18 protein-coding genes and 2 pseudogenes are annotated in these 14972 nt (G+C 60.5%); 7 read left to right on the forward strand and 13 right to left on the reverse strand.

Translation table 11 applies throughout. The features are described 5' to 3' along the window. Window positions 1–9: 9 nt before the first annotated feature. The 3 genes and pseudogenes from A9D60_RS09870 to A9D60_RS25465 form a co-directional block, all read left to right on the forward strand. Entirely contained in the window at window positions 10–642 is a 633-nt protein-coding gene (locus A9D60_RS09870; protein ID WP_065267421.1) for a hypothetical protein, read from the forward strand. 160 nt (window positions 643–802) lie between these two features. Next, complete coding sequence (locus A9D60_RS09875) at window positions 803–1042, forward strand: hypothetical protein (protein WP_065267422.1); 240 nt, start codon at window positions 803–805, stop codon at window positions 1040–1042. A gap of 120 nt (window positions 1043–1162) precedes the next feature. Beyond that, window positions 1163–1453 (forward strand): annotated as a pseudogene (locus tag A9D60_RS25465) (DUF4172 domain-containing protein); the annotation flags it as partial. Window positions 1454–1514: 61 nt separating this feature from the next. Here the strand turns inward: A9D60_RS25465 and A9D60_RS09885 are convergent. The 6 genes and pseudogenes from A9D60_RS09885 to A9D60_RS09910 all read right to left on the reverse strand — a co-directional run. Beyond that, window positions 1515–1655, reverse strand: a pseudogene (locus A9D60_RS09885) (ATP-binding protein); the annotation flags it as partial. A gap of 108 nt (window positions 1656–1763) precedes the next feature. Continuing rightward, entirely contained in the window at window positions 1764–2534 is a 771-nt protein-coding gene (istB, locus tag A9D60_RS09890; RefSeq protein WP_065267424.1) for an IS21-like element helper ATPase IstB, read from the reverse strand. Between the two features lie 12 nt (window positions 2535–2546). Beyond that, window positions 2547–4076, reverse strand: a complete 1530-nt coding sequence (istA, locus tag A9D60_RS09895; protein ID WP_065267425.1) for an IS21 family transposase — start codon at window positions 4074–4076, stop codon at window positions 2547–2549. Window positions 4077–4435: 359 nt separating this feature from the next. After that, entirely contained in the window at window positions 4436–5947 is a 1512-nt protein-coding gene (locus tag A9D60_RS09900; protein ID WP_065267426.1) for an AAA family ATPase, read from the reverse strand. Window positions 5948–6033: 86 nt separating this feature from the next. Then, entirely contained in the window at window positions 6034–6948 is a 915-nt protein-coding gene (locus A9D60_RS09905; protein ID WP_065267427.1) for a hypothetical protein, read from the reverse strand. Window positions 6949–7104: 156 nt separating this feature from the next. After that, window positions 7105–7350, reverse strand: coding sequence for a hypothetical protein (locus A9D60_RS09910; protein WP_065267428.1), 246 nt, complete (start codon window positions 7348–7350; stop codon window positions 7105–7107). Window positions 7351–7608: 258 nt separating this feature from the next. On the opposite strand from A9D60_RS09910, the gene A9D60_RS09915 reads away from it, so the two are divergent. Then, the gene (locus A9D60_RS09915) at window positions 7609–7866 is read left to right on the forward strand and encodes a helix-turn-helix domain-containing protein (RefSeq protein ID WP_065267429.1); all 258 of its coding nucleotides are present in this window, start codon (window positions 7609–7611) and stop codon (window positions 7864–7866) included. Between the two features lie 163 nt (window positions 7867–8029). Here the strand turns inward: A9D60_RS09915 and A9D60_RS09920 are convergent, their stop codons facing one another. Continuing rightward, window positions 8030–8752: a response regulator transcription factor gene (locus tag A9D60_RS09920; protein WP_065267469.1), complete on the reverse strand. Its 723-nt coding sequence runs from the start codon at window positions 8750–8752 to the stop codon at window positions 8030–8032. Between the two features lie 298 nt (window positions 8753–9050). Here A9D60_RS09920 and A9D60_RS09925 point away from each other — a divergent pair, with 298 nt between their 5' ends. Then, window positions 9051–9371, forward strand: a complete 321-nt coding sequence (locus A9D60_RS09925) for a type II toxin-antitoxin system MqsA family antitoxin (protein WP_065267430.1) — start codon at window positions 9051–9053, stop codon at window positions 9369–9371. A gap of 206 nt (window positions 9372–9577) precedes the next feature. On the opposite strand, the gene A9D60_RS09930 is transcribed toward A9D60_RS09925, so the two are convergent. Both A9D60_RS09930 and A9D60_RS09935 read right to left on the reverse strand, forming a co-directional pair. Then, a complete protein-coding gene (locus A9D60_RS09930) occupies window positions 9578–9817 on the reverse strand; it encodes a hypothetical protein (protein ID WP_065267431.1) in 240 nt (79 codons plus the stop codon). Between the two features lie 123 nt (window positions 9818–9940). Then, a complete protein-coding gene (locus A9D60_RS09935; protein ID WP_141117883.1) occupies window positions 9941–10324 on the reverse strand; it encodes a hypothetical protein in 384 nt (127 codons plus the stop codon). Between the two features lie 234 nt (window positions 10325–10558). On the opposite strand from A9D60_RS09935, the gene A9D60_RS09940 reads away from it, so the two are divergent. Beyond that, the gene (locus A9D60_RS09940) at window positions 10559–10891 is read left to right on the forward strand and encodes a hypothetical protein (protein WP_065267433.1); all 333 of its coding nucleotides are present in this window, start codon (window positions 10559–10561) and stop codon (window positions 10889–10891) included. Window positions 10892–10926: 35 nt separating this feature from the next. On the opposite strand, the gene A9D60_RS09945 is transcribed toward A9D60_RS09940, so the two are convergent. The 3 genes from A9D60_RS09945 to A9D60_RS09955 all read right to left on the reverse strand — a co-directional run bounded on the left by A9D60_RS09945 (window position 10927) and on the right by A9D60_RS09955 (window position 12384). Continuing rightward, window positions 10927–11379, reverse strand: coding sequence for a DUF3775 domain-containing protein (locus tag A9D60_RS09945; RefSeq protein WP_058288118.1), 453 nt, complete (start codon window positions 11377–11379; stop codon window positions 10927–10929). Window positions 11380–11405: 26 nt separating this feature from the next. Further along, window positions 11406–11927, reverse strand: a complete 522-nt coding sequence (locus A9D60_RS09950) for a universal stress protein (protein ID WP_065267434.1) — start codon at window positions 11925–11927, stop codon at window positions 11406–11408. A gap of 79 nt (window positions 11928–12006) precedes the next feature. Beyond that, a complete protein-coding gene (locus A9D60_RS09955; RefSeq protein ID WP_065267435.1) occupies window positions 12007–12384 on the reverse strand; it encodes an SPW repeat protein in 378 nt (125 codons plus the stop codon). A gap of 167 nt (window positions 12385–12551) precedes the next feature. Between A9D60_RS09955 and A9D60_RS09960 the strand changes: the two genes are divergently transcribed. Continuing rightward, window positions 12552–14114 (forward strand): PAS domain-containing sensor histidine kinase, encoded by a 1563-nt coding sequence (locus tag A9D60_RS09960; protein ID WP_083194144.1) that lies wholly within the window; start codon window positions 12552–12554, stop codon window positions 14112–14114. Between the two features lie 188 nt (window positions 14115–14302). Here the strand turns inward: A9D60_RS09960 and A9D60_RS09965 are convergent, their stop codons facing one another. Further along, window positions 14303–14752: a host attachment protein gene (locus A9D60_RS09965; RefSeq protein ID WP_065267437.1), complete on the reverse strand. Its 450-nt coding sequence runs from the start codon at window positions 14750–14752 to the stop codon at window positions 14303–14305. Window positions 14753–14972 lie beyond the last annotated feature (220 nt).

Below are 14972 nucleotides of genomic sequence, written 5' to 3' on the forward strand. Positions count from 1 at the left end.
GACAGTCGATTGCGCAAGAAGATCCCGACCATTACCAGGCCCGACCCAGCCTACGCCGCCACCCTGCAACAAGGTGACCGCGAGATTCCCGGGAAGGAAGATGAGGCACAGGTCGCAGCAACAAAGACAGTCACCCCAGCCGCTGACGTTGACGCTGATCGGCACGAGTCAGAGCTTGTGCCGGAAGGTACCGTGGCACCGCACCAAGTCACTGCGGAAAGCTCTGACCCGCATACCAACCTGAGAGCTCCCCTATCGGCGCGCGCTTTGAACCCGACCAGGAAGATCGACATCAGGGTCAACGCACTCGAACGGCAGGAAGCAGCGCTGGAGACTTGTGGTGTTGAGCCAGCACATGTGGTGCGTGCCGCCCTGCGCCGTGCAGTCAAAGGCTGGCAACTTTCGCCGGTCTTCGCCCCAGTCGCGGAGGAGCGGCGCACTCGCAACACGCAGTGGCAGGCCCGGACATCTCTGGCAGTCGATGCGGACAGCCTGAATGTCCTCCTCCGGGACCACGACCCCCTCGACGTGTTGAGTAAATGGGCCCTGATCCGCGGTCAGGTGGAACCACGCATATGGGGCGAAATCGACAAAATCTTGGACGAAATTGCTGTTCGTGCTGCATCGCCGCATGAACCGTAAGATACCTATCTGAAAAGATAACTTTCATTTCGCCGGTGGATTGTCGCCCACCCGGAACGGTTCATCTTGCAGTTGCAGAAACCTAGTCCTAACACCAGCCAACAGGAATTTCAGACCTCAGTAGTGACGAGTTGCGAGGTCCATTTAGGAGGAACGCATTATGAATACGAAGCCCCGCCTGACTGGCGAACCGATCATGCGCATCCTCTGCAAGACATCTGAAAATCTGGTTGGCTACCTTTACCAATGGAACAATGGTGACGTACAGCCTGCCTGGTTCGATGGCGCCATGGCGGACGTTCGCTATGAGCCATTCATTCAAGCGCCGGAACAGAACCCTGTCGATCCGAAGATCCCCAGACCGCGTCAGCAAGATCTGACGCACCTTGAAAAGGCCTAGCTCAAGGCCTCGCGTCGGTTTGTGGGTCATGCCATCCCACAGGTCCTTTGAGCGATAGAGTTGACTTCTATGCCTCAGAAGTGATCTAGATATGAGTTATAGAAAGGATGTCTATAACTCATGGCTTGGAACTGGACGCTGCCCGATTGGCCGGATTTCCGGTATGACGCCTCCGCTCTGGAGCCGTTCGAGCAGACGTTTCTGCTGTCGTCCGGAGAAATCCTCGGCGCGGTCCATCATGTCAGCCAGCCGGAGCGCGAGCAACTCCGCATCGAACTGCTCAGCGAGGAAGCGATGCAGACGAGCGCCATCGAGGGTGAAATCCTCGATCGGCTCAGTGTCCAGTCTTCGCTGCGCCGCCATCTATGCGCATTCCGGGCTTCGCGGACAGCCATTCCAACGGCACGCGGACAGTCATTCCGGGGTGCGCGGACAAAGTTCGCGCGGGATGCTGAGCGTTTGATCTGACATCTCAGGTGTCGGTTTGTTCGTCAATGGTTTTGGCCGCGGGGGCATCGCGGGTCTTGCGCATCGACGGACCTTCGAGAGGCAATCTGTGCGCGTTGTGGATCAGCCGATCGAGGATGGCGTCTGCGAAAGTCGGTTCGTCGATGTTGCGCATTCCGGGCTTCGCGGACAGCCATTCCAACGGCACGCGGACAGTCATTCCGGGGTGCGCGGACAAAGTTCGCGCGGGATGCTGAGCGTTTGATCTGACATCTCAGGTGTCGGTTTGTTCGTCAATGGTTTTGGCCGCGGGGGCATCGCGGGTCTTGCGCATCGACGGACCTTCGAGAGGCAATCTGTGCGCGTTGTGGATCAGCCGATCGAGGATGGCGTCTGCGAAAGTCGGTTCGTCGATGATGTCGTGCCACGCATCGACCGGCAGCTGGCTTGTGACCAGCGTTGCGCCGGAACCGTATCGATCTTCGATGATTTCCATCAGATCCCGACGCTGCGGCGCGGTCATGCGTTCCGGCCCCCAGTCGTCGAGAATGAGCAAGTCCGCTTTGACAAGCTGTCGGAACATGCGGGGGAAGCGGCCGTCGTCATGGGCCAGTTGCAGTTCCGAAAAAAGCCTCGGCAGGCGTTTGTAGATCACGGTGGCATTGTCGCGGCAGGCTCTTTGTCCCAAGGCGCAGGCCAACCAGGTTTTGCCGACCCCACAGGGGCCGGTGATCAGCAGGTTGCGCTTTTCCTTGATCCATCGGCCAGCGGCGAGCTGTTGGAACAAAGCCTTGTCCAGGCGGCGCGCGGCGCGGAAATCGACATCTTCGATGCAAGCGCCACCGTGACGAAGCTTGGCGGCGCGTAGCCGGGACTGGAACCGCTTGGTCGTGCGGTTCGCCACCTCACGGTCGATCAGGAGGCCGAGCCATTCGGCATGGCCCATGTCGGCTGCGCTGTCCTGCGATTGCAGTTCGGTGAAAGCGTCGGCCATACCGTCCAGCTTGAGCTGGCGCAGCAGGTCGTGGGTTGGGTGATCGAGCATGTGTATCCTTTCTCAGTGGAAATAGTCGGCGCCGCGAATGTTGGGGTGGGTGATCGCCGGTTCCTCTGCGGGCCGATCCGGAGCCCGGCGATATCTCTTGTTCTTCAGGATGGATTGCAGGGAGTTGTAGGAATGGGCGCCGATGGTGAGCGCGTAATCTACTGCCGCTTCAAACTCGGTTGCCGCGTATCCCTTGGATAATCTCAAGATGCCGAGGCAGGCGCGGAACCCCTGCACGGGGTGTTTGCGCTCGCGCATGATAACCTCGACAAGGGCTGCGGTGTTGGGGCCAACCTTGGCGGCCCACCGGCACAGGCGTTCTGGTGTCCAGTCCGCATAGGCCCGGTGATTGGACGGCATGTGATCCATCACCGTGGTGTGCTTGCGGTTGCCTGATGTCCGAGCATGCGAGGCAACGCGCTGATCTTTATGGAATATCTCGATGGTCCGACTGGTGATACGCACCCAGACCTCGGCCTTCAGCAGGGTGTGGGGCACGGAGTAATAATGCCGGTCTATCTCGACATGGTAGTCGAGCCCCACCTTGCGGCAGCGCCATTCCGCGAACTCGTATGGCTCCAGCGGAAGCGGCTGGAGGGCGTGGCGTTCGATCTGTTCGAACAGCTCCCGGCGGCTGGCCCCGAGATGACGGGTGCGCCGGTTGTTGAAGCGCTCCAGCAGTTCCCTGATCGCCGCGTTCAACTCGGCCAACGAGGAAAAGCGCCGGTTCCGCAGCCGCGCATGGATCCACCTCTGCGCGAGCTGCACGGCCACCTCGACTGTGGCCTTGTCGCGAGGCTTGCGCGGGCGGGCCGGGATGATGGCCGTGTCGTAATGTGCCGCCATGTTCGCGTAGCTGCGATTGATTTGCGGATCGTGGAAGCAGGCCTTGGTCACCCCGGATTTGAGATTGTCCGAGACCACCGTCGCGGGCACGCCGCCCAAGAATGCGAAGGTTCGCGTGTGACTGCCGATCCAGTCGGACAGGCCTTGCGTCCAGGTAGCTTCGGCATAGGTCAGGTTCGAAGCGCCAAGTGCTGCGACAAAGAACTCGGCCTGGCGCACCTCACCAGTCTCGGGGTCCACTATCTCGAAGGTTTGCCCGGCGTAGTCCACGTAAAGCGCTTCGCCCGCCACATGATGTTGGCGCATCACCGGGGCCAGCCTGCCCTCCCAGCGGCGGTAAAGCTCGCAAAAACGGCTGTAGCCATAGCCCTTGGGATGCGCCTCCCGGTATTCCTCCCAGAGCAGCGACAGGGTCACTCCGGGCCTGCGCAACTCGCTATGCACATGCGCCCAGTCCGGCTTCGGGTAGGTCGTAGCTGCATCTGGCGGTGGGGCCGGGAACAACAACGCTTCCAGCGCAGCATCCGTCAGATCATCCGGCAGCGGCCAGGACAAACCCGCCCGCGCCGCCCGGCCGACATACTCGCTGACCGACGTACGGCCGACGCCGATGCTGTCGCCCACCTCCCGGGTCGTCAGGCCGCTTGCGCGCAGCCTCAAGGCTTCTCTGATCTTCCTCATCGGCAATCTCGCCATTGGGTCCCTCCCGCTCTCAAAAGAGCGAAAGGCTACCCGCCACGTGATTGCTCAGCACCCCGCCAAAGGGCTCCGCGATCTTGTCCGCGAGCCCCGGAATCTTGTCCGCGCTAAATCGGAATGGTTGTCCGCGTCAGATTGGAATCCTTGTCCGCGCTACCCCGGTGCGCGCAGCACCTCCCGGGTCGTCAGGCCGCTTGCGCGCAGCCTCAAGGCTTCTCTGATCTTCCTCATCGGCAATCTCGCCATTGGGTCCCTCCCGCTCTCAAAAGAGCGAAAGGCTACCCGCCACGTGATTGCTCAGCACCCCGCCAAAGGGCTCCGCGATCTTGTCCGCGAGCCCCGGAATCTTGTCCGCGCTAAATCGGAATGGTTGTCCGCGTCAGATTGGAATCCTTGTCCGCGCTACCCCGGTGCGCGCACTTGATGTCAAACCGCCCGGCTCTCAGCACCGCGGGGTCGAGGTGCTCCGGGTGGTTGCAGGCACCAACCACAATGATCCCTTCCTCCAGGCTGACGCGGTCCATCTGCTCAAGGAACCCGGCGACCACCTGGCGCCTGTAGCTGGCACTGTTGTCGCCGACGCTGTCGCGGGAACCGATCGCGTCAATCTCATCCAAAAAAAGGATACAGGGCGCATTCTTCCGGGCTTCATCGAAGCTTCTTCGCATCGCGAGCAGCAGGTTGCCCAAGTGACCGGTGGCCTGCCATTCAGCGCAGCTTGTTTGGACGTAATTGACCCCGGCGCTCCGGCCCATCGCGCGGGCGAGGTGGCTCTTGCCGGTGCCCGGCAGGCCAAAAAGCAGCAAGGAGTGCGGAATCTCATTCCATGCCACTTCGCCTTCGGCCCAGAGCCGCAGGTCTGCGACCAGTTGCCGGGCGGTGTCATAGGACCGGCCAATGCCTGTGATCTCTTCCCTCGGCGCGTGGGCTTCGGGCGGTGAAGCGGCAGCGGCGGTTAGCGCCTGGGACAGGCGCTGAGCCATCTTCTTCGCTGTGGGCGCACGCAGGGCAAATGAGAGTGCGGCGGTGGAGAGCTCTTGCAACTGGCCGTTCGGGGGCAGGGCGGCGCGGGCGGCGGCTTCATCAATGCGGCCCGTCCGGCTGTGCGTCTGACGCAGCAGGGCGATCAGAAGATCTGCGTCCACTTGCGGCAATGCCAACTGATGACAGTGCTCCGTCACCAGCGGCGCCGGCAGCGCCATCTCATCCGGCAAGCAGATCCACAAAGGCTGGCTGTGCGCCAGGCCTTTGATGATGAGATCCTGCAGTTCATCAAAGTGCCGCTGCTCAATCTCGCCTTCGCGGGCGCTGGGAACAGCAAGCGTCACGCGCTGAGGCAGCTGCACCTGGCGCCGGGCGTCATAGGCCTGCCAGCCCGGCGGCAGCAGGGCGTGGTTAAGGAGGTTTTCCACGCTTGAAAAACCGGAAGCAGGAACATTGCGAAGGATCAGCACGGCGCCACGGGCAAGCTGCGCGTCCACTGCAGCCGGGGAGCCGAAGGCCGCGGCGATCCGCAGCAGCAGAAGCAGCTTGTCTGCCGGCAGGTCTGTGGCCGGCAGCCATTGGCCTGTGTCGTCACAGGCATATGGGTCGGCGCCTTCCTGCTCCAGCGCTTCCCAAAGATCCGGCGGCAGATGCCGCGCGTCCGGGTGCTCGCTCAGATGCTGCAGCAAAGAATGGGGGTGATCCGGTGCAGGGGGCACAAGGGGCTCCTCGGCGCCAGCACTGTCGTCTGGCGCGTCTTCTTTGAGTGTCTTGCGGCGCGCCAGCTGTAGCTCTCTGTAATAGAGATGATAGCGGCGGGCGCAGTCTTCGGCGAACTGCCACCAATCGGGGCGCGGGAGTTTGGAGAGATCGAGCTGGCTCATGGCAAGCCTCCTGTGAACGGGCAAAAGGGATCGGGCGCCCGGTGAAACCGGGCGGGAAACGTTGGAACTTGAAGGGGAGGGGGCGCTTAGCTGTCTTCTTCTGGCTCGATGGCGTCGAGCATCGCGAAGATCACCTGGGCCGCATCGGCGAAATAGACCTCACTTTTGACCCTCAATTCACCGGCGTAGAGGTCTGGCGGCGCGACCAGATCGGGAAAACCCGCCTGCAGCTTCGCGTGCAGCCGCTTCTCGGTCTGCAAGGCTAGCTGCCCGGTTGCCATCGGAACGGTCTTCAGGATCTTCGCGTCCAGGTCACGGTGCTTCAGCAACTGGTGGCGCAGGCGGGAATCCGGGTTCCGTGAAAAACCTAGTTTGACCAAGCAGGTCCCGTTTAGAAGCTTGAACTGCATGGCGTAGAGATGGCTCGGTGCTGCGGGCCAGTCCTCTCCGCATAAGCCGCACCCGAACCGGCCAGTTTGCATGTTGGCACGGGCCACCCTTTGTTCATGGCCGCATTCTGGATGCCGGTATAGGCGATAGTTCGGGCCGCCGTCCGGGTCCGGTCCGATCAGCTCCCAGCCCTGGGCTTCGGCTTCTTCTTGCTCCTTCTGCTGCTGGCAGAGTTCGCAGCGTACGTCGCAGGTCCCGGCGGCAGCTCTTTTGATCAGCTCAAACTGGCGGCGCAAACGGTGTCGGCAGTCCGCGATGTAGAAGCCGTGATGGCGGCTTTGCGGGTCGCGGCCTGCCCACTGCAGCCCGGCGGCTTCGGCATCGGCCTGCCAGCGCGCTTCAATGCAGCGCGGGCACTGCGGCTGGCTGTTCATCACCACAAAAATTTTGCTCATGTGCGTTGCCCCGCAGGCCTTGCAGGACAGGAGAAGGTGATAACGGTCCTTGACCCGCTGCAGGATGCCGAAGCCTCTGGCTTCGGCGGCCGCGCGCCAGTGGGGGTGAATGGTGAGCGGGAAGGCGGCGGGCGTCGCGGTTGATGTATGGGACATTGAGAACTCCATTTGCGCAAAGCGGGAGAGGGGGCAGGCGCCGGATATGGGGCACCTGCCGGGAAAATCTGGAATTGGGTATGACGCGGCCGGGCGCAGGCGGAGAGATCCGCTGCGGTGGCCAGATCAGGTTATGTCAGGAAGGGATTGGGCGGATCAGACCGGCGCAAAATCCGGGGCTGTCACTGCCATCTCCACCACGGCGTCGACTTGCCGCGCCGCTCGATTCAGCGCTTCGGGGACACCGGGATCATCGGTAGTGAAAAGGTCCCGGTGCTCATGCATTAGCTGCTGGAACCGAAGTGCCTCGTCCGGGCTCTCAGATTCGATCAGAAAATGCAGCAGCATGCCCATGCGCTGCATTGGCAAATCATCGGCGCTGACGAAAATCGGTTGCTCCATTGCACTTCAGTTCACAGATCGGACGCAAGAACGGGTCGGACAAGTAGCGCCGGGTGCGAACGTTGATCGAATTCCTGAGTTTGTCGTTTCAAAGCGATTCCTCTCGTGCCGTGCTGAGATGCAGTTCGCTTTCCAACAAAAATTTCGGTTCAAAACCAGTGGGGTAGTTGATCACGTTCGCTCCAGTTCCGTGAGATATCTAAATTTTAGATAATCTGATTTATAGATCATTGTGCCGCTGAGCAAGGCGAAGCGGCAATGAGCAACACGATTCACAGCAAAGGTCAGGAGGTGCTCTGCCAAGTCTTGGTCGAAGCAAGAAAGGCGGCTGGCCTGTCGCAGGCGGAACTTGCGAAAAAGCTAAACTGTCACCAGTCTATGGTCGCTAGGGTCGAAAGCGGTCAGCGTCGCATTGACGTTGTAGAGCTTATTGTCATCGCGCGCGCCATCGGTGTTGAAACTCGGGAAATCTTGGCCGTCGTTGAGCCGAATGTGTTGTTGGACCAGCGCTTGTGAAGGCCTATTCGCTGTGGAGATGTGCTGGATAGTGGGACACTCCAACTGACCGGTTGCAAGGTTTACAACAGGCTGCGCTAGTTTGCGAAAATCCATAGTTAGTGTTTTCCTGGCGACCAGAAATAACGTCCCAAACTGCAGAGCCTTCCAACCTTCCGTGTATCTATTGTGCCGGGTTGTCATGTTGTTGCGGAAGGGGGCTTCCATTCCAGACATAGCCTATCCCGCGAACTGAGCGGATCAGAACCGGGGCTTCTCCAGGCTCCTCGATCTTTCGCCGAAGCCGTGCGACATGGCCGTCGATGGTGCGGTCCAATGGTGCCCAGTTGCGGCCGTGCAAAGCCATTGAGATGTCATCGCGGCTCAGTACCCGGCCAGGATAGCGTAGAAAAAGTTCCAGCAGTTGTTGTTCCATGTTTGTCAGATCAATAGTCTGTCCATTCGGACGGAGGATTATTCCACGCTTCATATCCAGCACATTGCGACCCAGTGTGATCCGGCTACCGGCCACTGATGGCGTCCGATACCGTTCAAGGACGGCTGCAATCCTCAGGATAACCTCCCGGACGAGGAAAGGTTTGACCACGTAATCGTCGGCGCCGTTTTCCAGGCCCTGAACCCGATCAAATGGTTCGGTCCTGCCGGAAATTATCAGGATTGGAAGGTTGCGTTGCTGGCGAAGTTCCCGGGCCAATTCCAGCCCGTCCTCCTGGCCCAGTTTCAGGTCCAGGGTGACAATGTCTATATGGTGGTCCCTGATGGCCGTGAACAGGGATTCCCGGTCCCAGGCCTCAACCACGGTCCAGCCCTGTCCCTCCAGCCCAATGCGCAGCGTTTCCCTCACATCGGGTTCGTCTTCAACGGCAAGGACAGAAATCTGAGCCATGAGAGCATATGTCCAGTTCTGGCCCATTGTAGCCATTTCCCACTTGCGGGGGAAGCCACGCGGGGCGGTTCAACTGTTAGCTGCCAGAACCCTCTGCGACCCGCAGGTGCGGTCCTCATTGACGGCTGTCATTGCAGGTTTTGCGGCACGGCGCACCATGCAAATCCCCGCTGCCGTCCCTGCCGATTCCATGGCCCTAGGGCTAGGGGTTTCACATGGGGCAGCGGCTCAAAGAAGTTTTTGCACCTGGCCAGGGTCCAACCGGCCTTCGGTGCGCCAAAATGGGACAGTACGAGTCATGAAAACGAACATCGCCAATGTTGATGAACTTCAGCACCGCCTTGAAGGAACTGGACAGCTGCCGCTGTGCGGCCGCTGCGGTCAAAACCAGCTAGAGCGGCAGCACGTCAAGACCGCGGTCTGGCGAGAAGCGGAACTGATGGTCGTGGAGAACATTCCGGCCCTAGTTTGCCCGGCCTGCGGTGAGGAGTTTATCGGTTCGGAAACAGCGGCCGAATTGCAGCGGATGTGTCAGAACGGAGAAAGTACAGCCGGCTTGGTCTCGCGCCTGATCGTGCCAGTGATCGATTTTGCCATGCTGAATCCGGAACGCGTATGACATCGGCAAAACCGGTGGTCCTTGGACTGCTCATCTTGCTGGCCCTGGTGCTTTCCTAGGGTCGGCTTTTTGAGCGGCGTGGTGAAATGGGGGATCTGCTGCCAATCGGGGTAACCAGTCTTCTGGTGTCAGACGCGAAACGGCCCTGCTGGCGGGTGGTAACCGCCCAGCAGGGCCGCCCTGTTGCGATGGCTTCAGCCGCAGATTCAGTCCAGCGCAGCCAAAGTTCCCGCTTCAGTCGCGGCGTCCATTTCCTCCTGATCGAGGCTGCCGTCCTCATTGGCGTCCATTGCGGTGAACTGGTCTTCAGTGACATCGGGGTAGACCGCTGTCAGTTCCTCGTAGCTCGCCATGCCGTCTTCGTCGGCATCGACGTCCGACATCGCTGCCAGGGCAGCACTTGCCGCCATGGCCATAGCAGCAGCTGTAAGTGCGTAAACTTTCATGGTAATCTCCACTGCAAAACGGTGCGTACTTGTTACGGACCGGCAACAGCAGGATAGTCACGGTCAAACGGGTTTCATTGACGGGCGTCAACGCTGTTTGCGGGCCAACCCGGACCGGCGGGTTTACGCCTCACGGCTGTCTTCCGTCCATAAGCTGGGCCCGCTCTTAATAGTGCTCACTTGACCGGCGTGGCGGTCCAGAGCGCACCGCGCCGGAGCCAGGCAATGCTGCAGCACAGACGCAGCCAGCTTGCGTGTTTCCAGGCAGCCCTCTGAGGCGGCGGCGGCATATTCCGCCCCGTCCAGGAAACCGTCCCGGCTGCAGTCCATTGAGGCAAAAAGGGTTCTGCTGACATCTGGGTAGGCTTGGGTCAGCTCCTGGTAGCTGAGTTTTCTGTCGTTGTTGGAAACAACATTGCCTAGCGGTTCGACCGGCGTTGCCAGCAGGGCAAAGGCGGCTGCAACGGCAGCGGCCAAACCTGGGACTGCATATGTGAATACTCTCATTCTCACCTCCAAAACCAAAAGGCGCGCTACAGATACGCGCCAGCGGTTTCAGGTTAGAAAGCGCCCCGCGACCGGCCATTGATAGCCGTCAATGGCGGCGCGGCTGAGCCGAGGCTATAAGCGGAAACGGGGATATTTCTAGGCGGGAAGCTGCCGCCGTTGACGCCCGTCAATGTTGTGCGGTTATGCGTCCTGTATCTGCTACGGGAGTTGTCTGTGAAGAGTGCCGGTCCAATGCCCCACCCAGATAAACTGCCGCTGCAGGCTGCTGGTGATGACCACGAGATCGCGCCAGAGAGCACTCCTTGGACTTTCGAGACAATGGGAACTGGGGCGACCGCCGGGGGACTGCTTTGCGATTGCGAAAAGCTTGGGTCAGAGCCGGAAAAATCTGTCGGGGCGCTGGCTGACTTGGGTCTGAGCTGTGCCGAAATAGCAAGCTATTACTCGGTGGAGCAGAGGTGTGTTCAGCATTTGCTGGGGCGGCGGCAACTGGTACAGGAAAAGACCAAGCTGCGCGCGTTTGCGCGGTTGATGCGAGCCAAGCTGTTTACTCGTTTTCGGTGAGAGCGAACCGCAGGGCGGTGGCGGGGTGCCGGGTGCTATCCGTACCGCGCGTCGAATGTACCGCAGTTGAGGCCAATCAGATCAAGGCCTGCCGCCAAGTGGTCGCATAGCATGGGAGTGCCACAGAGGTATCCGGCGGTACTGCCATTCTGATGATCTTCTGCCATGGCACGCAATTCCGGCCAGTCGTCAATGCTGGTGCCGTCACGCCCCAGCCACATCAGTGCAACCAGGTCCATCTGCGCATCCAGGCTGAGGTCGGATATGATAGAGATCAGTTCCTCCTCCACAGGATCGGAGGGGCGGTCCTCAAGAATGCCAAGCGCCATGTCGTCCTCGTCCATGCCGCTGGCAGAGGGGTCGGTGCAGTCCGATTTGCCGTCATAGTCTCTGGCGAGGGCGATGATGTAACACACTGTGTCCAGTGGCACCTCTAAGTCCAGAGGTGCGACTTCAGGTTGCACGGTACTGTGGTCTAAACTTGCCATGGCAGATCTTTCTGCGTTGTCTAGTTTTAGCGGGCTAGGATTACTGTGCATTGCGCACGGCGCAGCACCTTATCTGCGACGCTGTCGTGCAGAAATCGCCGCGCCGGCCCCAGCCCTTTCTGCCCGACCACGACTATGTCGCACCCTTCCAGTTCGGCGACGTTCAGGATTTCTTCGGCGTAATCACCGGGCAGGGTCAGGGTGCGAATGTTGCTGGCCCCTGCGGCGCGGGCGGATTTCTCGGCCCATCGCTGGATCAGCCGTCCGATTGCGGTCACGGCCTGCGCGCTGGTGCCGGCACGGCTGGTTTCACTAATTAGCTGGCTGATGTTTTCAGGCACATTGGTGAGCGCCAATTCTCCCGCTACGTGGTCCACGATGTGCTCGGCCTCTGCCAGATTCATAAATTCTTCTGCGCGTCGGCTGTGCAGCAGGACATGCAGGATGATCAGCTCTGCCTCCAGACCCGCAGCCAGGCCTGCAGCAAATTGAACTGCCCGCTTCGCAGCTTTGGAGCCGTCTGTTGCCACAAGGATTTTCTGAGCCATAGCGGGCCCCTTCAATATCGGCAGGCACGCAGAAGCCAGCCCGCCGACATTTTGTCCGGCAGGCTGGTGCTGGGATGTGTTAAGCGTGGCCGCCGCGGTAAACTTCGATGGCGGTCCAGCCACTGAGAGCGGCGACTATCAGACCGCTGACCACGGTATTCGCCGTTGCGGGGAAGGAAGCTTGGAACCCGAGCACCCATGGTGAGATCACCAGCCAGGCGCCGAGCGCTGCGCCAATCCATTCTTCCCATTCGCGGAAGGCGAACAGCTCAAAGGCTGCAAGGACCGCGACAACGGCGCCAATGATCATAAAATTCCAGGTTGCAGCTGGAATACCAGCTGTCGCTTCCGCACCACCGTCTGGCAAGCCGAGCAGCCGTGGGGACAGTATCAGCCAGATCCCGACAATCAGCGTGATCCAGTCTTGCCAGTGCTGTTTACTCAATTGCCGTTTCATTGGTTCATCCTCTTGTCTTGAACCGCGGCCTTCTGCCGCCCTAGTGATTTTGCCACTTTGGTGTGTTTCTGCATTGACTGCCGTCAATCTGACCCCTCGCGACTGTGCTGCTCCCTCGAGGCGGATTGCTGTGGTAATATCCGGAGGCACAGAACGGAGCGCAGTTGATGGCCAAGCAGAGACAGCCATCTACCGGACAGAAGGCTGCATCCCGCAGCGGCGGAGTGGCGCAGTTCATTACAGCTGCACCGGCGGCACTAGCGTTTCTCGACGCGGATCTTCGTTATACCGCGTGGTCGAAAGCCTGGGCGCGATTGCACGGGTTTGGCGTCCGCGACCTTGCTGGGGTGCGGCATCAGCAACTGCGTCCAGACAGCCCCGCGGCCTGGTGTTCGGCCCTGCGCCGGGCGCTGGAGACGGGCAGTGGCAGCGCAGGAATGGATAGTTTTGCGGCGGGCGGTCGACGGACGGTAGTGCTGCGGTGGCGGATAGAGCCGGTAGCAGACCTGGACGGAGCCGTGGCGGGGCTCAGCCTGTATTGCGAGGCGGCGGAGGCGGACGGTGACTATGAGACGGAGCAATCCAAGCGGCAGCGCCTGGAAACCATCGGGCGGCTGGCTGGTGTCATCGCTCATGACTTCAACAACCTGCTGACGGTGATCCTCGCCAATCTGGAGCTGGCGGCGTTCCGTATCCGGAATGAGGACTCGCGCGAATTGCTGCGGCGGGCGAGCGAAGCGGCGGAGATGGGAGCCAGCTTCAATAAGCGGCTTCTGGCACTGGCGGGCGGACGGAGGTCTGAACCTGCTGTTATTAAAGTGAACCGGCATATCACCGACACTTGGCAGGTTGTGGAAAGAGTTTTGAGTGAGGATACCCGGCTGCAGTTCCATCCCGGCGCGGATGTCTGGCCGGTAAAAGCCGACCCAGGCGAGTTGGACGGTGCTATTTTAAACTTGGTAGTAAATGCGCGTGATGCGGTTGAGGGCAGAGGTGAGGTCACGATTGCCACGAAGAATGTTCAACTGACGGCTGCGGAGGCTGCCGGAATAGCCGGTGCGATGCCTGGTGATTTTGTGCGTATCTCCGTTGCTGACACCGGCAGCGGAATGCCGTCCGAAGTTGCAGAACTGGCGATGGAGCCGTTTTTCACCACCAAACCAACCGGTGCGGGCAGCGGGCTGGGGCTGACGAGCGTCGGGATGACAGTGGCCCGAGCGGGTGGTTTCCTGCTGCTGGACAGCCTACCAGGGGAAGGGACCACGGTCAGCCTGTACCTGCCGCGCACCCTTGAGGTGGCGCAGGATCCGGACGACGGGGAGGATGCGGATCTGCCCTTTGGAGAAGGTCAGTTGATCCTGGTCGTAGAAGACGACCCGCTGGTGCGGGAAGCGGTCCTGCAGCGGCTGGAGGTGTTAGGTTATGCCGTTCTGGAGGCCCCCGACGGCGAGGCAGCACTAGCGCTGCTGAAACAGGGGGAGCCGGTAGACTTGGTGTTTTCCGATGTTGTGATGCCGGGCAGGCTTTCGGGCTATGACCTGGCACTGCTACTGCGCCGCAGGTTTCCGGGGGTCGGGGTTCTGCTGACCTCGGGCTATGCTTCGCGCATGGTGCCACGGCGGCGGCGGTTTATGGTTCGCTCCGAGCTGATCGCTAAGCCTTATTCGTTGCAGGTGCTGGCGCGGGCGGTCCGCCGGGCCCTATTGGCAGCAGGAAAGGCCGAGGGGTAAGACGCAGGCCGGAACGCCGGGGCGGATCCGGCCTGCCGGAATGCCCGCGGCCTCGCTAGGAACAGGGTTGCAAGGGCATTCGCTCTGCCGCGCAGCCCGTGTAGCGGGCGGCGGCGGCAGCAGTCTGGCAGTTTGCACCGCAAAGTGCATTGACGGCCATCAACGGCCATGAAGAGAGGTGCAGTGTTTCAGGAGGAGAGTGCTTCGCGAATTGCATCAGCCAGTGAATGGTAGGGCAGGCGGACCAGGTTCTTTGCAATTTCCAGTGTCACTTTTGCCTGCAGACTGACTGGCACTTCATCGTGCCATACACCCAGAATGCTGGGCGAAGCAAACAATACAAGCTTGTCGAAGTTTTGATCACGTAGCGCCGAGTTCAGGAAATCGGACACATCGCGCAAGAATTCGCACTGGTCGGCCCGCTGCGGCGAGTGGTGCGATTGCGTGGCCGGACGGCGCCCGCTGCCGTTGTGGGCAAAGGCGTGCCCGGGTTTGCCTGCGATGATGCCGCGGACGTGCCGTTCTGGAGCCTGCAGCACAATCTCCAGCCCTGCGGGGCTATGGGGTTTAGGCAACCCCTGCAGGATCCGCGCACGGTGCGAATTGATGATGACATACCAGTTGCGGTCCGAGTTCATGAGGTTCTCCGGAACCAGCGCATTCAGCGGTGCTGGGGCTGTCGTGCCATGCTGCAAACTCTCTGATCCGATGCGGGCAGGCGGCAAAAAAAAGCGTGGAACAGGATGCGGTAGGCTTCTGAAGGGAGCCTTGGGGTTGGCAAGCTGCTTTACGTATCGTGTCCGGTGCGGGCATGGCATCCTCGCTATTCGCCTCTCCAGAACTATCTTGAACGGTTTT

The organism is Leisingera sp. JC1, assembly GCF_001679925.1.
Classification (GTDB): Bacteria; Pseudomonadota; Alphaproteobacteria; order Rhodobacterales; family Rhodobacteraceae; genus Leisingera.

Bases quoted from the DNA above. Each gene is read 5' to 3' on its own strand.
- A9D60_RS09875 (WP_065267422.1), top strand. From the start codon at position 803: ATGAATACGAAGCCCCGCCTGACTGGCGAACCGATCATGCGCATCCTC.
- istB (WP_065267424.1), bottom strand. From the start codon at position 2,534: ATGCTCGATCACCCAACCCACGACCTGCTGCGCCAGCTCAAGCTGGAC.
- istA (WP_065267425.1), bottom strand. From the start codon at position 4,076: ATGGCGAGATTGCCGATGAGGAAGATCAGAGAAGCCTTGAGGCTGCGC.
- A9D60_RS09900 (WP_065267426.1), bottom strand. From the start codon at position 5,947: ATGAGCCAGCTCGATCTCTCCAAACTCCCGCGCCCCGATTGGTGGCAG.
- A9D60_RS09905 (WP_065267427.1), bottom strand. From the start codon at position 6,948: ATGTCCCATACATCAACCGCGACGCCCGCCGCCTTCCCGCTCACCATT.
- A9D60_RS09910 (WP_065267428.1), bottom strand. From the start codon at position 7,350: ATGGAGCAACCGATTTTCGTCAGCGCCGATGATTTGCCAATGCAGCGC.
- A9D60_RS09915 (WP_065267429.1), top strand. From the start codon at position 7,609: ATGAGCAACACGATTCACAGCAAAGGTCAGGAGGTGCTCTGCCAAGTC.
- A9D60_RS09920 (WP_065267469.1), bottom strand. From the start codon at position 8,752: ATGGCTCAGATTTCTGTCCTTGCCGTTGAAGACGAACCCGATGTGAGG.
- A9D60_RS09925 (WP_065267430.1), top strand. From the start codon at position 9,051: ATGAAAACGAACATCGCCAATGTTGATGAACTTCAGCACCGCCTTGAA.
- A9D60_RS09930 (WP_065267431.1), bottom strand. From the start codon at position 9,817: ATGAAAGTTTACGCACTTACAGCTGCTGCTATGGCCATGGCGGCAAGT.
- A9D60_RS09935 (WP_141117883.1), bottom strand. From the start codon at position 10,324: ATGAGAGTATTCACATATGCAGTCCCAGGTTTGGCCGCTGCCGTTGCA.
- A9D60_RS09940 (WP_065267433.1), top strand. From the start codon at position 10,559: ATGCCCCACCCAGATAAACTGCCGCTGCAGGCTGCTGGTGATGACCAC.
- A9D60_RS09945 (WP_058288118.1), bottom strand. From the start codon at position 11,379: ATGGCAAGTTTAGACCACAGTACCGTGCAACCTGAAGTCGCACCTCTG.
- A9D60_RS09950 (WP_065267434.1), bottom strand. From the start codon at position 11,927: ATGGCTCAGAAAATCCTTGTGGCAACAGACGGCTCCAAAGCTGCGAAG.
- A9D60_RS09955 (WP_065267435.1), bottom strand. From the start codon at position 12,384: ATGAAACGGCAATTGAGTAAACAGCACTGGCAAGACTGGATCACGCTG.
- A9D60_RS09960 (WP_083194144.1), top strand. From the start codon at position 12,552: ATGGCCAAGCAGAGACAGCCATCTACCGGACAGAAGGCTGCATCCCGC.
- A9D60_RS09965 (WP_065267437.1), bottom strand. From the start codon at position 14,752: ATGAACTCGGACCGCAACTGGTATGTCATCATCAATTCGCACCGTGCG.